This window comes from Collimonas fungivorans, assembly GCF_001584145.1.
Taxonomy (GTDB): domain Bacteria; phylum Pseudomonadota; class Gammaproteobacteria; order Burkholderiales; family Burkholderiaceae_D; genus Collimonas; species Collimonas fungivorans.
On record NZ_CP013232.1, the window covers coordinates 3,386,828 to 3,400,378 of the forward strand.

At 60.6% G+C, this 13,551-nt stretch carries 13 protein-coding genes; 6 read left to right on the top strand and 7 right to left on the bottom strand.

Annotated elements, in window-relative coordinates; all coding sequences use genetic code 11:
* The first annotated feature begins 154 nt into the window (after nt 1-154).
* The 4 genes from hpnC (at nt 155) to CFter6_RS14445 (ending at nt 4,532) form a co-directional block, all read left to right on the top strand.
* The gene (hpnC, locus tag CFter6_RS14430; RefSeq protein ID WP_061540525.1) at nt 155-967 is read left to right on the top strand and encodes a squalene synthase HpnC; all 813 of its coding nucleotides are present in this window, start codon (nt 155-157) and stop codon (nt 965-967) included.
* Nucleotides 968-1,057: 90 nt separating this feature from the next.
* Complete coding sequence (gene hpnD / locus CFter6_RS14435) at nt 1,058-1,891, top strand: presqualene diphosphate synthase HpnD (RefSeq protein ID WP_061540526.1); 834 nt, start codon at nt 1,058-1,060, stop codon at nt 1,889-1,891.
* A 41-nt stretch (nt 1,892-1,932) separates the two neighbouring features.
* Complete coding sequence (gene hpnE, locus CFter6_RS14440; protein ID WP_236904275.1) at nt 1,933-3,297, top strand: hydroxysqualene dehydroxylase HpnE; 1,365 nt, start codon at nt 1,933-1,935, stop codon at nt 3,295-3,297.
* Nucleotides 3,298-3,401: 104 nt separating this feature from the next.
* Nucleotides 3,402-4,532, top strand: a complete 1,131-nt coding sequence (locus tag CFter6_RS14445) for an alpha-hydroxy acid oxidase (RefSeq protein WP_061540528.1) — start codon at nt 3,402-3,404, stop codon at nt 4,530-4,532.
* Between the two features lie 17 nt (nt 4,533-4,549).
* Here CFter6_RS14445 and CFter6_RS14450 read toward each other — a convergent pair whose 3' ends face one another.
* The 5 genes from CFter6_RS14450 to CFter6_RS14470 form a co-directional block, all read right to left on the bottom strand.
* Entirely contained in the window at nt 4,550-5,260 is a 711-nt protein-coding gene (locus tag CFter6_RS14450) for an ankyrin repeat domain-containing protein (protein ID WP_061540529.1), read from the bottom strand.
* On the bottom strand, nt 5,253-6,047 hold the full coding sequence (locus CFter6_RS14455; protein WP_061540530.1) for a TatD family hydrolase: 795 nt from the start codon (nt 6,045-6,047) through the stop codon (nt 5,253-5,255). Before CFter6_RS14455 ends, CFter6_RS14450 begins: the two co-directional genes overlap by 8 nt.
* Before the next feature lie 91 nt (nt 6,048-6,138).
* Nucleotides 6,139-6,873 (bottom strand): ribonuclease PH, encoded by a 735-nt coding sequence (rph, locus tag CFter6_RS14460; protein ID WP_061540531.1) that lies wholly within the window; start codon nt 6,871-6,873, stop codon nt 6,139-6,141.
* An 8-nt stretch (nt 6,874-6,881) separates the two neighbouring features.
* Complete coding sequence (locus tag CFter6_RS14465) at nt 6,882-7,796, bottom strand: PP2C family protein-serine/threonine phosphatase (RefSeq protein WP_014006433.1); 915 nt, start codon at nt 7,794-7,796, stop codon at nt 6,882-6,884.
* Between the two features lie 81 nt (nt 7,797-7,877).
* Nucleotides 7,878-8,894: a serine/threonine protein kinase gene (locus CFter6_RS14470; RefSeq protein ID WP_061540532.1), complete on the bottom strand. Its 1,017-nt coding sequence runs from the start codon at nt 8,892-8,894 to the stop codon at nt 7,878-7,880.
* Between the two features lie 106 nt (nt 8,895-9,000).
* Here CFter6_RS14470 and CFter6_RS14475 point away from each other — a divergent pair, with 106 nt between their 5' ends.
* Together CFter6_RS14475 and CFter6_RS14480 are read left to right on the top strand one after the other, a co-directional pair.
* On the top strand, nt 9,001-9,909 hold the full coding sequence (locus tag CFter6_RS14475; RefSeq protein WP_236904276.1) for a YicC/YloC family endoribonuclease: 909 nt from the start codon (nt 9,001-9,003) through the stop codon (nt 9,907-9,909).
* A gap of 221 nt (nt 9,910-10,130) precedes the next feature.
* Complete coding sequence (locus tag CFter6_RS14480) at nt 10,131-11,579, top strand: OprD family outer membrane porin (protein ID WP_061540534.1); 1,449 nt, start codon at nt 10,131-10,133, stop codon at nt 11,577-11,579.
* A 171-nt stretch (nt 11,580-11,750) separates the two neighbouring features.
* On the opposite strand, the gene CFter6_RS14485 is transcribed toward CFter6_RS14480, so the two are convergent.
* Nucleotides 11,751-12,140, bottom strand: coding sequence for a lysozyme inhibitor LprI family protein (locus tag CFter6_RS14485; RefSeq protein WP_061540535.1), 390 nt, complete (start codon nt 12,138-12,140; stop codon nt 11,751-11,753).
* Between the two features lie 63 nt (nt 12,141-12,203).
* Entirely contained in the window at nt 12,204-13,514 is a 1,311-nt protein-coding gene (locus CFter6_RS14490; protein WP_061540536.1) for a homoserine dehydrogenase, read from the bottom strand.
* Nucleotides 13,515-13,551: the final 37 nt, after the last annotated feature.

Genomic DNA, 13,551 nt, shown 5'->3' on the forward strand with positions numbered 1-13,551 from the left:
CATAAAACAATCGATTGCCGAAGCTTCTCACAAATTAATAACTTTCAGGTCAGTTATTATAATTGCGCCGGATTAAGTTTGACCAAAGCTTTTTTCATGCCGGACAATCAGAGACAAATAATGCCTTTTTGATAAAAACATTCTGCCCGCCCTAATGCCCACCAACCATTACGAAAATTTCCCGGTCGCCTCCCTGCTGCTGCCAGCCCGGTTGCGTCCCGCAGTCAAGGCGATCTACGCCTTTGCTCGCAGCGCCGACGACCTCGCCGATGAAGGCGACGCCGCTCCCGAGCAGCGCTTGCGCGCTCTGCACGCCTATGAAACCGCCCTGGACAGGATAGAACATAAGCAGGCGGCGGAAAGCAGCCTGTTCCAGACGCTGGAACAGGTGATCGTGGAATACCGGCTGCCGCTGGCGCCGTTTCGCGACCTGCTGTCCGCCTTCAAGCAGGACGTGGTCACCACCCGCTACAGCCAGTTTCCGGACCTGCTCGACTATTGCCGGCGCTCCGCCAATCCGGTCGGCGCCTTGATGCTGCACCTATACGGCGCGGCGACCGAACAGAACCTGCGCGACTCGGACGCCATCTGCTCGGCATTGCAACTGATTAATTTCTGGCAAGATGTCGCCATCGACTGGGACAAGGCCCGGATCTATCTGCCGCTGGAAGACTTGCAGCGCTTCGGCGTGTCGCAGGCGCAACTGGCCGGCGGCGCGGTGGACCATGCCTGGCGCCGCCTGATGCAGTTCGAGGTACAGCGCGCGCGCAGCATGATGACCGGCTCCCAAGCGCTGGCGCTACGGCTGCCAGGCCGGGTCGGCTGGGAGCTGCGGCTAGTGGTGCAAGGCGGCCTGCGTATCCTGGAACTGCTGGAAGCGGCGGATTACGACATGTTCCGCCAGCGGCCGAAACTCGGCAAAACCGACTGGCTGTTGCTTGCCTGGCGGGCCTTGTGCATGAGATAAGCTAACAAAAATCAGCAAACCACAACGCCGCTCATTCGTATTCTTACGTATACTTCGGGCAAATCGTTTTTTAAGCCGCTTCCCACATTCATGTCCCCAGACGACTACTGCCAGCAAAAAGCCGCCCAGAGCGGCTCCAGTTTTTATTACAGCTTCCTGTTCCTGCCGGCGGAACGGCGGCGCGCCATCACTGCGCTGTACGCCTTCTGCCGCGAAGTGGACGATACGGTCGACGACTGCACCGATGAAAGCGTGGCGCGCACCAAGCTGATGTGGTGGCGCAAGGAAATCGCCGCCATGCTGGCCGGCAATCCATCCCATCCGGTGACCCAGGCGCTGCAGCCCCACTTGCAGACTTATGGACTGGACGGCAAGCACCTGCAAGCGATCATCGACGGCATGGAAATGGACCTTAACCAGACCCGTTACCTGGACTACCCCGGTTTGAAGCAATACTGCTGGCATGTGGCCGGCGTGGTCGGCATCCTGTCGGCCAGCATCTTCGGTGTCAGCCAGCCGCAGACCTTGCAGTTCGCCGAACAGCTCGGCCTTGCATTCCAGCTCACCAATATCATCCGCGATGTCGGCGAAGACGGCCGCAAGGGCCGCATCTACCTGCCGGTCAACGAACTGCAGCAGTTCAACGTCACCGCCGCCGATATCCTGAACGCGCGTTATAGCGAGAATTTTGTGAACCTGATGCGCTTCCAGGTAGCGCGCGCGCAACAGGCTTACGACGATGCGTTTGCCCTGCTGCCCAAAGAAGACCGGCGCGCCCAGCGTCCCGGCCTGATGATGGCTGCCATCTACCGCGCCCTGCTGGACGAGATCGAACGCGACGGCTTCCATGTGCTGAACCAGCGCATTTCGCTGACGCCGATCCGCAAGCTGTGGCTGGCATGGAAGACCTATGTGCGCGGCTGACTCCCTCGCTTCACGGCTCTTTGCCTCGCGCTGACATGGCTATGGAAGCGCAACAAGTCGCGGTAATCGGCGCCGGCTGGGCCGGCTGCAGCGCCGCCGTGGAACTGACCGAGGCCGGCCATCAGGTGACCTTGTTCGAAGCCAGCCGCCAGCTCGGCGGCCGGGCCCGGCGCGTCGACATCAACGAAACCATACTGGACAACGGCCAGCACATCCTGCTCGGCGCCTACAGCCAGACCTTGCAAATGATGCGCAAGGTCGGCATCGATCCGGCCAGCGCCATGCTGCGACTGCCTCTGCAGATGTGCTATCCGGCCGGCAGCGGCGGCATGACTTTTGTGGCGCCGCGCCTGCCGGCGCCTTTGCATCTGCTGGCGGCATTGCTGCGGACCGACGGCCTCGATCGCCAGGACAAGCTGGCGCTGGCGCGCTTTTCTTCGGCGGCGCGCTGGATGGGCTGGCAGCTGCATGACGATTGCAGCGTCAGCACGCTGCTGGAACGGTTCGACCAGACCGAGCGGCTGATCCGGCTGATGTGGCGTCCGCTCTGCATCGCTGCGCTGAATACGCCGCCGGCCCAGGCTTCGGCCCAGGTTTTCCTGGCGGTGCTGCGCGACAGCCTGGGCGCACGCAGGAGCGCCTCGGACATGCTGCTGCCGCGCACCGACCTCAGCAACCTGTTCCCGCAGCAGGCGGCTGCCTTCATTGAAGAACGCGGCGGCAACGTCGAGTCCGGCCACAGCGTCAGGCAATTGCAGCGCAGCAATGAACGAAACGGACGATGGCAGCTGCAAAGCGGCGAGGCCAGCATGGATTTCGACGCAGTCGTCATCGCTACGCCACCTGAAACCGCGGCTATGCTGCTGGACGGCAGCGCCGATGCTGCGCTGCTGACAACCTTGCGCAGCTTCGACTACGAACCGATCACCACCTGTTACCTGCAATACGCCGGCGATACGCGCCTGCCGCGGCCGTTCTTCGCCTTGCTGGACGACCCCGAAAATGCCGGCGGCAGCGCAGCCTGGGGCCAGTTCGTGTTCGACCGCGGCCAGCTCGATCCAGCCCAGGCCGGCCTGCTGGCGGTCGTCATCAGCACCTCCTCCGACGCCATACAAGCCGGCCATGAGGCGCTGGCGCAAGCGGTCGCCGCCCAGCTGGCCGCGGCCTTCAGGCAACCGCAGCTGGCGTCGCCGTCCTGGACCCAGGTCATTTCAGAGAAGCGCGCCACTTTCGCCTGCATCCCGGGGCTGGTGCGGCCGGCCAACGATACCGGCCTGGACAAGTTGCTGCTGGCAGGCGACTACACCGCCAGCGACTATCCGGCGACGCTGGAATCGGCAGTGCGCAGCGGCAGGCAGGCGGCGCGGGAATTGCTGGCGCAGGTACGACAGGCGCCGGCCAGGTGAAAAAGCTTCATGCCAGACGTCAATCGAATTGCACTGTGCATGCATTGTTTTCATCTAAGATAGTGGCAACAGCTACACATAAAAACATCTAGCGGAGAACCCCAATGTCTGTAATCACCTGCGTCGAAGACCTGCGCCTGCTGGCCAAGAAGCGCGTGCCAAAAGCGTTTTACGACTATGCCGACAGCGGTTCATACACCGAATCCACCTACCGCGCCAACAGCAGCGACCTGGCTGCCATCCACCTGCGCCAGCGGGTAGCCATCAATGTCGACCAGCGCTCCACCCGCAGCACCATGATCGGCCATGACGTGACAATGCCGGTGGCGATTGCCCCAACCGGCCTGACCGGCATGCAATGGGCCAACGGTGAAATGCTGGGCGCCATCGCCGCCGAAAAATTCGGCATCCCGTTTACCCTGTCGACCATGAGCATCTGTTCTATCGAAGATGTCGCCAGCGTCACCACCAAGCCGTTCTGGTTCCAGCTGTACGTCATGCGCGACCGCGGCTTCATCAAGTCGCTGATCGACCGCGCCAAGGCTGCCAGATGTTCGGCCCTGGTGCTGACGCTGGATCTGCAGATTCTCGGCCAGCGCCACAAGGACCTGAAAAACGGCATGTCGGTGCCGCCGAAAATGACCCTGGCCAACCTGCTTGATCTCGCCACCAAACCCGGCTGGGCCTTGCGCGCGCTAGGCGGCCGCAAGTCCTTCGGCAACCTTGCCGGCCACGTCTCCGGCGCCGACGGCATCATGACCCTGAGCAAATGGACCGCCAGCCAGTTCGACCCGACCCTGTGCTGGGACGACATTGCCTGGATCAAGGAACAATGGGGCGGCAAGCTGATCCTGAAAGGGATCCTGGATGTGGAAGACGCCAAGATCGCCGCCACCACCGGCGCCGACGCCATCGTCGTCAGCAACCATGGCGGCCGCCAGCTGGACGGCGCGGTATCGTCGATCTCGGCGCTGCCGGCGATTGTCGAGGCAGTGGGAGATCAGGTCGAAGTCTGGTTCGACGGCGGCATCCGCAGCGGCCAGGACGTGCTGAAAGCGGTGGCCCTGGGCGCCAAGGGCACCATGATCGGCCGCGCTTTCCTGTACAGCCTGGGTGCGATGGGAGAAGCCGGCGTCACCAGGATGCTGCAGATCCTGCAGCAGGAACTGGATGTCAACATGGCGCTGACCGGCACCAAAGATATCAAGGATGCGGGACCCCACATCCTGACTTGAAGACAGATACTTGAAGACTACAGTTTGCCGGCCTTCTTGAGGCGGCTGGTCAAGCCGTCGGCGATGTCGTTGTGATCGAATTTTTTGGCCAGGTCGATGGCCGTCATGCCGACATCGTTTTTCAGGGTGACATCGGCGCCGCTATCGAGCAGCAGCTTGACGGTCTCGATCTTGCCGCCGCGCGCGGCCATCATGATCGGCGTCGTATTGTTGGGCGAGCCGGCATCGATATAAGCCGACGCATCCAGCAGCATCTGCACGATTTCATTATTGCCGATCGCCGCCGCGTAATGCAGCGCAGTCCAGCCGGTATTGTTGGGCTCGGCTTCCTTGTCCAGCAAGGCCTTCACCGCCGCTACATCGCCCTTGTAGGAGGCGACCATCAAAGCAGTGTCGCCGTTGCGCGCACGCAGGTTGAGATCAGTGCCTTTGGCATTGAGCAAAACATTAAAGACCTTCTTGGAATCTTCGTGCAAGGCCAGGATCAGGCCGGTGTCGCCGCGCTGTTTCTCCTCCAGGTTCGGACTGACGCCGGCGGCCAGCAATTTTTTCATGCCGCGCTCGTCGTCCAGCTTGACTGCCTTGACATAGTCGTCGAGGTTGCTGGCCTGGCTCAACGACGGCAGGCATGCCAGCGCCAACAGCAACAGCATTGCCGAAAACCGCGAACGGCTGTCGCGGCGACCAGTTAAGTTGTTGAAAATGCGGTTGAAAACGCGGTTAAACATGCGCCTGATCCTTTGCCAGTTTAAACAGATTGAAAAAATTGTCGGTGGTCTGCTGCGCTACCTCGGCCGCCGGCACACCCTTGAGGTTGGCCAGGAATTCGCCGACATGCATGACCCAGCCCGGCTCGTTCATCTTGCCACGGTGCGGCACCGGCGCCAGATACGGCGAATCGGTTTCGATCAAGGTGCTGCTCAAGGGCACCGCCAGCGCCACCGCCTGCAATTCCTTGGCGCTCTTGAAAGTGACGATGCCGGAAAACGAAATATAAAAACCCATCGCCATGGCCGCTTCGGCCACTTCCAGCGATTCGGTAAAACAGTGCATCACGCCGCCGGCGCCGCCGGCATCGGTGCCGGCGCCCTCTTCTTGCATGATGCGGATGGTGTCGGCGGAAGCGGCGCGGGTGTGGATGATCAACGGCTTGCCGGTCGCGCGCGAAGCCCGGATGTGGCGGCGGAAACGCTCGCGCTGCCACTCCAGGTCGCCCTGCAGGCGGTAATAGTCGAGGCCGGTTTCGCCGATGGCTATGATTTTCGGATGGTCGGACAGGCGGACCAGGTCGTCGACACTGGGTTCCGGCGTGTCTTCATAATCAGGATGCACGCCCACCGAAGCGTAGATATGCGGATAGGTCTCGGCCAGTTCCAGCACTTGCGGGAAATCGGGCAAATCCACCGATACGCACAAGGCATGGGTCACCTGGTTTTGCGCCATCTTGGCGAGTACTTCCGGCATCCTGGCGGACAGCTCCGGAAAATTGATATGGCAGTGGGAATCGATATACATGGACAGGATTATATCGCTTGCGGACGCACATCATTGACGATGTGCGTCCGCAGCGGATATTCAATCTCTGGATTTTGCCGGCGGCGGGATGTCAGTCAGCCAGGCCCAAAGCCTGTTTCTGCAGCTGGATCAGTTCGCCGATCCCGCTTTGCGCCAGATCCAGCAAGCTGTTCAGCGTCGGACGATCGAAGGCGACGCCTTCCGCGGTGCCCTGCACTTCGATGAAATGGCCGGTATCGGTCATCACCACATTCATGTCGGTGTCGCAGCCGGAATCTTCGACATAATCCAGGTCCAGAACTGGCGTGCCCTGGTAGACGCCGACCGAAATCGCCGCGACAAAATGCTTGAGGGGAATCGCCGCAATCGCCTTGCTTTCCAGCAGCCGTGCAAACGCATCGTAAGCGGCGACCATGGCGCCGGTGATGGACGCCGTGCGGGTGCCGCCGTCGGCCTGGATCACGTCGCAGTCAAGGTGCAAGGTACGTTCGCCGAAAGCCTGCAGGTCGAACGCCGCGCGCAGCGAGCGGCCGATCAGGCGCTGGATTTCCTGGGTGCGGCCGGATTGTTTGCCGCGCGCCGCTTCGCGGTCCATGCGGGTATTGGTGGAACGCGGCAGCATGCCGTATTCGGCGGTCAGCCAGCCTTGCCCTTTGCCCTTCAGGAAACCGGGGACTTTTTCTTCCAGGCTGGCGGTACAGATGACTTTGGTATCGCCGAACTCAACCAGCACCGAACCTTCGGCGTGCTTGGTGTAGTTGCGGGTCAGGCGCACGGTGCGCAAGGCATCGGCGGCGCGTCCGCTAGGACGGGTAATGGTTGACATGTAGTTCCTTAAATATTCTTCTCTATAGCGCCGCGGATTTCCGCAATCGCCTGTTCAATGTCGGCGTCGCTGAAACCGTCTGGCGTGTCTGTCGCGCCAAGGCGCGGCGCCTGGATGGTGGTGGTCAGGCTGCCGATCGGCAAGGTATGGGTGACGATCGAGCTGGAAGGATCGTCGAGGTTCGGGTCGGCGCCCCAGGCCATTGCCAAAGCGGTAACATTATCGCTGGTTTTGCCGGCAATCCCAAGCGCATTGTTGACCAGCTCCGGCACCGCCCGCACGATCGTGCTGGTTTGCAGCCGTTGCGCCAGCACATGGTCGGGCAGCATCGACCACAGGCCGTCCGAGCACAGCAGCATGACGTCGCCCGCCTGCAGGCTGACGCGGCGCGACAGCTCGACGATCGGCATGTTGGTCGCGCCGAGACAGTTGAACAGCTTGTTGCGGTCGGGATGGGTGGCGCGTTCGGAGGGATCGGCCTTGCCTTGCGCAATCAGGCTTTCGATGCGCGAGTGGTCGCGGGTGCGCGCCAGGATCTGGCCATTGCGCATCCAGTACAGGCGCGAATCGCCGCAGTGCGCCCAGAATGCGCTGTTGTGCTGGATCAGGCAGGCTACCACCGTGGTGCGCGGAGTTTCCGACAGCTTGTGCACTTCCCGGTAACGGTGGATCTCCATGTGCGCGGCATAAAAAGCATCTTCCAGAAAACGCTCCGGCTTCTTGATGTAGGGCTGGGCATTCTTCTGGAACAGCGAGCCGATGGTCTGCATCGCGATGTTGGCGGCGATCTCGCCGTGCAGGTGGCCGCCCATGCCGTCGGTCAGCAACAGCAGCAAGGCGTCACGCGTGAAACTGTAACCCATCCGGTCCTGGTTGACTTTGCGGCCGCCGATATGGCTTTCTTGATAAACTGAAAATCGCATGACTATGTCTGATTCTTGCTAAAAGTACAGCTAAAGCTGGGGCGGTGAAGCGGCGCGTTTTTTTACTTGTTGGTTACCTGGTCACTGCGTATTTTCCTGGATGGTCGTATCCGGGTTGCTCTCGACCTTGCGGCGGAACTGGATATGCGTGAAAAAGACGTTGCGTATCTTGCGCGTGACCATGTCACGCACGCTGACCTCTTCCTCCTGCACCGGCTCCATCAGGGCGCGCTGCACCGCGAACACGCTTTGCGGCCGCTGCAGCGGATCGATCATCAGGCACCAGCGCACCACCTGGATCAGTTCCGGCGAATACAGGCCTTCCAGCTTGCGGAAATGCCCTTCCATCTTGTCGTTGACCTTGCGCTGGTCGACCGGCTGCGGCGGCGCGCCGACCATGCAGGCGAAGATCGAAGCGCCGATGCTGTAGATGTCGGTCCATGGCCCCAGGTTGCCATTACGCTCATACAATTCGGCCGGGGCGAAACCTGGCGTGTACATCGGGTACAGCTTGGGCGAGTCGGAGCGCAGGGTCTGGCGTGCGGCGCCGAAGTCCAGCAGGATCGGCGTGCCGTCGGCGCGCAGGTAGATATTGGCCGGCTTCAGGTCGAGGTGCAGCAATTTATGGGTATGCACTTCGCGCAAGCCGTTCATCACGTGGCGGAACATCTTGCGGATGAATTTTTCCGACACCAATGGCTTTTCGCCTTTATCGCGGCGGCGCAGGATATGCTCCTGCAGCGAGCGCCCCGATTCGTAGGCCATCACCATGTACACGGTTTCATTGGCGCGGAAGAAGTTGATCACGCTCACCACGTTCGGATGGGCGATACGCGCCAGAGCGCGGCCTTCTTCGAAAAAGCATTTGAGGCCGATACGGAAGGTCGGCAGGTTTTCCGGCGAAATGGCCGGCGCCAGTTCTCCCCATTGGCGTAAAGCCAACGAACTCGGCAGATACTCCTTGATGGCGACTGCGTTGCCATCCTCGTCGTATGCCAGATAGACAATACTGAACCCGCCAGAAGCAATCTTCTTTACAATGCGGTATCCAGCAATTTTTAGCCCGTCAGGCAATGGTGCATTGTTTTGCGCGGCCATGCGATCCTACCTTAGTCAATGCTTAGTCAATGGTGTAAGGATTGTCTTGATAAATCGCTGAATTGTAAAGAAAAACCCTTGCAAACCAGAAACAAAGGACAGCATCTTGACTATCTGCAGCATGACAGGCTACGCCGTCAACAACCGCGAGACGGCCGCAGGCACGATTACCATCGAAATCAAGAGCGTCAATTCGCGCTTTCTCGACCTGCAGTTCCGCATCAATGACGACTTGCGTTCGCTCGAACCGGCGCTGCGCGAAGCCATCATCGGCCGCGTTGCGCGCGGCAAGGTCGAATGCCGGCTGAGTTTCGGCCGCAAGACCGCTTCCGGCGCATCGCAAGCGCTGAACACCACGCTGCTGGCCTCCCTGGCCGATCTGCAGAGCGCGGTGCGCCAGCAATTCATCGAAGCGGCGCCGCTCACGGTCAATGAACTGCTGCGCTGGCCAGGCGTGATCGAGGAAGCGGTGATCAGCCAGGATACGCTGCAAGCCGACATCCAGTCCACCATGAGCGCCACGCTGGAAGCATTTGTCGATTCGCGCGCGCGCGAAGGCGCCGCGCTGCAAGCCACCTTGATTTCCCGTATCGACGCCATGGACGCCATCGTGCAAAGGATCACGCCGCTGGTGCCGCAAGTGGTGGCGCAATTCCAGCAAAAAGCCATAGAGCGCATGCAGGAAGCGCTCGGCCTGGCGCAGCAGGATAGCGGCAACTCCAGCCTGTCGCGCGAAGAAGCGCTGGACCGGATCCGCCAGGAAGTCACGCTGTACGGCATCCGCATCGATATTGCCGAAGAGCTGTCGCGCCTCGCTGCCCATCTCAATGAAACCCGCCACATCCTGAAAAAGGGCGGCCAGGTCGGCAAGCGCCTGGATTTCATGATGCAGGAACTCAATCGCGAAGCGAACACGGTGGGCTCGAAAGCAGCGATCAAGGAATTGGCCGATGCTTCCATGGAGCTCAAGCTGCTGATCGACCAGATGCGCGAACAGGTGCAAAACCTGGAATAAAGCAGCACCACTCCCCGCCTTGCCGCTGCAGAAACAGGGTTTCTGCAGCCTTCCATCCTTCCCGGAAAAAACTCCCCTCTTTCCAGCCTAATCCTACGCACAAAGTTAATTGCCAATATTGCAATAACAAATGCCCTTACGTAGCATCGGCGGCTCGAACCCATGATAAATACATAATTCCGCCGCGCGCACTTGCAACAGCCAGGGCGGGAGGAGCCAGCTTGAATATCCTTGCCGTAGTGCGCTATCTGGCGCCGCTGACAGCCGCTGCAACCATCAGCGCCCATGCAGCGAGTGCCGATGCAGCCAAACCCGCTGCCCACGCCAGCCCGTACAGCAAAGCAGAAGAACACGGCGAACACGGCATCATCGACGGCGACGCTATCGAGCAGGGCCATGCGGCAGCCACGCAACCCGCCACCCGCTCGCAACAGGCCGACAGCAAGGGCCTGATCGCCGATAGCCATCTCAACTGGCTGCTGCGCAGTTACACCGACCACCTGGAAACCCAGGGCGCCAATACCCGCAACGCTTCGGTACTGGGCAGCCAGCTGAATTTTGAATCGGGCTTTAGCACCGGCGCCATCGGACTGGGCGCGGATGCCGGCCTGTTCAGCGCACTGAAACTGAATGGCGGCAACGGCGCCGGCAACATGGTGCACGTGGATCCCGCCGGCGGCGGCAGCAATCGGCAGGCATGGACCTACTTCGGCTTGTACGACCTGAAGGCCCGGGTCTCGAACACGGTAGTGAAATACGGCGCGCAAATCGTCCATAACGCTTTTCTGGAACCGCATGACAACCGTGCCCTGCCGCCGACCTTCCTCGGCACCTCCGTGATCAGCAGCGAAATTGCCGGCCTCAGCTTGGCTGCCGGCAGCTTTACCAGGAGCCAGCCACGCGGACAAACCCGCTTGCAGCCCTTGCGCACGGCCTATGGCGGCATCCAGCTAGGTCGCTTCAGCTATCTCGGCGGCGACTATGCCTACAGCCCGGACACCAAGGTCTCGCTGTACGCCAGCCGCGCCGAAAACGTCTGGGACCAGTACTACTCCGCCTTCTCGCACAGCATCGGCGACGCCAATACACTGCGCTGGACCGGCCAGCTGAATTACTACGCCACGCGCAACCAGGGCAGCAGCCGGCAAGGAAACATCAACAGTAATGCCTACAGCGTCGCCCTAAGCGCCCAGCACAAGGCGCATACGGTGCTGCTGGCCTACCAGAAAATCCAGGGCAAGCAGTTCTTCGACTACGTCGGCGAAGGCGCCGGCGACTTTCTCAGCAATTCGATGAACGTCGATTACAACGCTCCCGGCGAACAATCGCTGCAGCTGCGGCACACGGTCGACCTCGGCAGCTATGGCCTGCCCGGTTTGAAAATCATGAGCTGGGGTGTACGGGGCTGGGGCGCGGATGCCTCGGCCAGCGCGGCCGCCAATGCCGATCCGGCCGGCGGCCTGTATGGGCTGTACTGGAAGAACGGCGCGCCGGTGCGCGGCAAGCATTGGGAGATCGGCATGATTCCGACCTATGTGATCCAGGCTGGCAAGCTGAAAGGCAGCAGCATCAACCTGACCTTGATGCACCATCGGGCCGATACGCAATACTCGGACGCCGGCAACACCATCTACCGGCTGGTCCTGAACATGCCGATGAACATTTTTTGATGCATTTCTATGGGTGAAAAACATTCTTGCGATGGCAGGGTGGGCACAAAAGCATGCCCACCCTACGCCCGCCGATGAGATGCAGGACGGATAAAAAAGCCGCGGCAGAGTGCGATCTGCCGCGGCTTTTTTGCATCGCATTGCCCCGATCGACAATTCGAGGTGAGCGGATTATTTTTCGACGATGAAATTCTTGAGTTCCTTGGTGCGCTGTTCGGTATGGGCGCGCATGCAGCCGAGGAATTCGATATCGCGGATGGTCCCGCTCTCATTGTAGGTATACACGGCGTCGCAATCCTTCTTGCGGAAACTGACCCAGGCGCGCTGCGCTTCGATCAGCTTCTTCTTCACTTCGCCGTAGCGCACGCCATCCTGGTCCGGCTTGGTGATCTGCTTGACCAGCTGCTGATAGGTTTCGTTCAAGGTCTTTTCGTCCTTGTCGAAAGCGGTCTTGGCGCAGGTATTCATTTCGACGGTATTGCTCTGCGACAGACATGGATCAACCTGAGCAAACGCTGCAGCAGGTACTAGCAGGCACAGGGCCATCAGCATCTTACGCATACACTCTCCTTGGAAACGCTTCGCCATCGGCCAGCCTGGCCGACAGGCGAAGCGGCACTTCGATTAACCCAGTTCTTCCAGCCGGATCTTGGTGACGCTGCCGACCACGGTTTCCAGCGACTCGATCTTGACTATCGCCGCTTCCACATTCTTTTCCTGGGTCTGGTGCGTCAGCATGATGATGTCGGTGCGGGTCTCGCCCGCGGCCGGTTCTTTTTGCAGCATGGCGTCTATCGAAATCGACGAATCGGCGAGGATCCGCGTGACATCCGCCAGCACGCCCGGCTGGTCGGCCACGTGCATGCGCAGGTAATAGCTGGTGGTGATTTCTGCCATCGGCAGGATCGGCGTATCGGCCATGGCGTTCGGCTGGAACGCCAGGTGCGGCACCCGATGCTCGGGATCGGCGGTGGCCAGGCGCGTGATGTCGACCAGGTCGGCGATCACAGCCGAGGCAGTCGGCTCGGCGCCGGCGCCCTTGCCGTAATACAGCGTATCGCCGACCGCGTCGCCGCGCACCAGCACGGCATTCATGGCGCCTTCGACATTGGCGATCAGGCGTTTGCTCGGGATCAGGGTCGGATGCACGCGCAGCTCGATGCCGCCGGCGGTGCGCTTGGTGATGCCGAGCAGCTTGATGCGGTAGCCGAGCTGTTCGGCGTAGCGGATATCGGTCGCCTGCAGCTTGGTGATGCCTTCCACATGCGCCTTGCTGAACTGCACCGGGATGCCGAACGCGATCGAGGCCATGATGGTCAGCTTGTGGGCAGCGTCCACGCCTTCGATATCGAAGGTCGGATCGGCTTCAGCGTAACCCAGGCGCTGCGCTTCTTTCAGCACGACGTCGAAGTCCAGGCCCTTGTCGCGCATTTCGGACAGGATGAAGTTGGTGGTGCCGTTGATGATGCCGGCGATCCACTGGATGCTGTTGGCGGTCAGGCCTTCGCGCAAGGCTTTGATGATAGGAATGCCGCCGGCCACCGCCGCTTCGAATGCAACGATCACGCCCTTCTCTTGCGCCGCCTTGAAAATCTCGTTGCCATGGGTGGCGATCAGCGCCTTGTTGGCGGTGACCACATGCTTGCCGTTGGCGATCGCCTGCAGCACCAGGTCCTTGGCGATGCCATAGCCGCCGATCAGCTCGATGACGATATCGATATCGGGATTGTTGACCACCAGCTTGGCGTCGTTGACCACGGTCACTTCGCCATTGGTCAGCAGCCTGGCGCGCTCGACATCGAGATCGGCCACCATGGTAATTTCAATAGCTCTCCCTGCGCGCGCTGCAATCTCTTGCTGATTGCGCTTCAATACGTTGAACGTGCCGGAACCGACCGTACCTATGCCAAGCAAACCTACCTTGATGGATTTCATGATCTCTGCTGTCTGTAAAAAAATCTGCTGATACCGG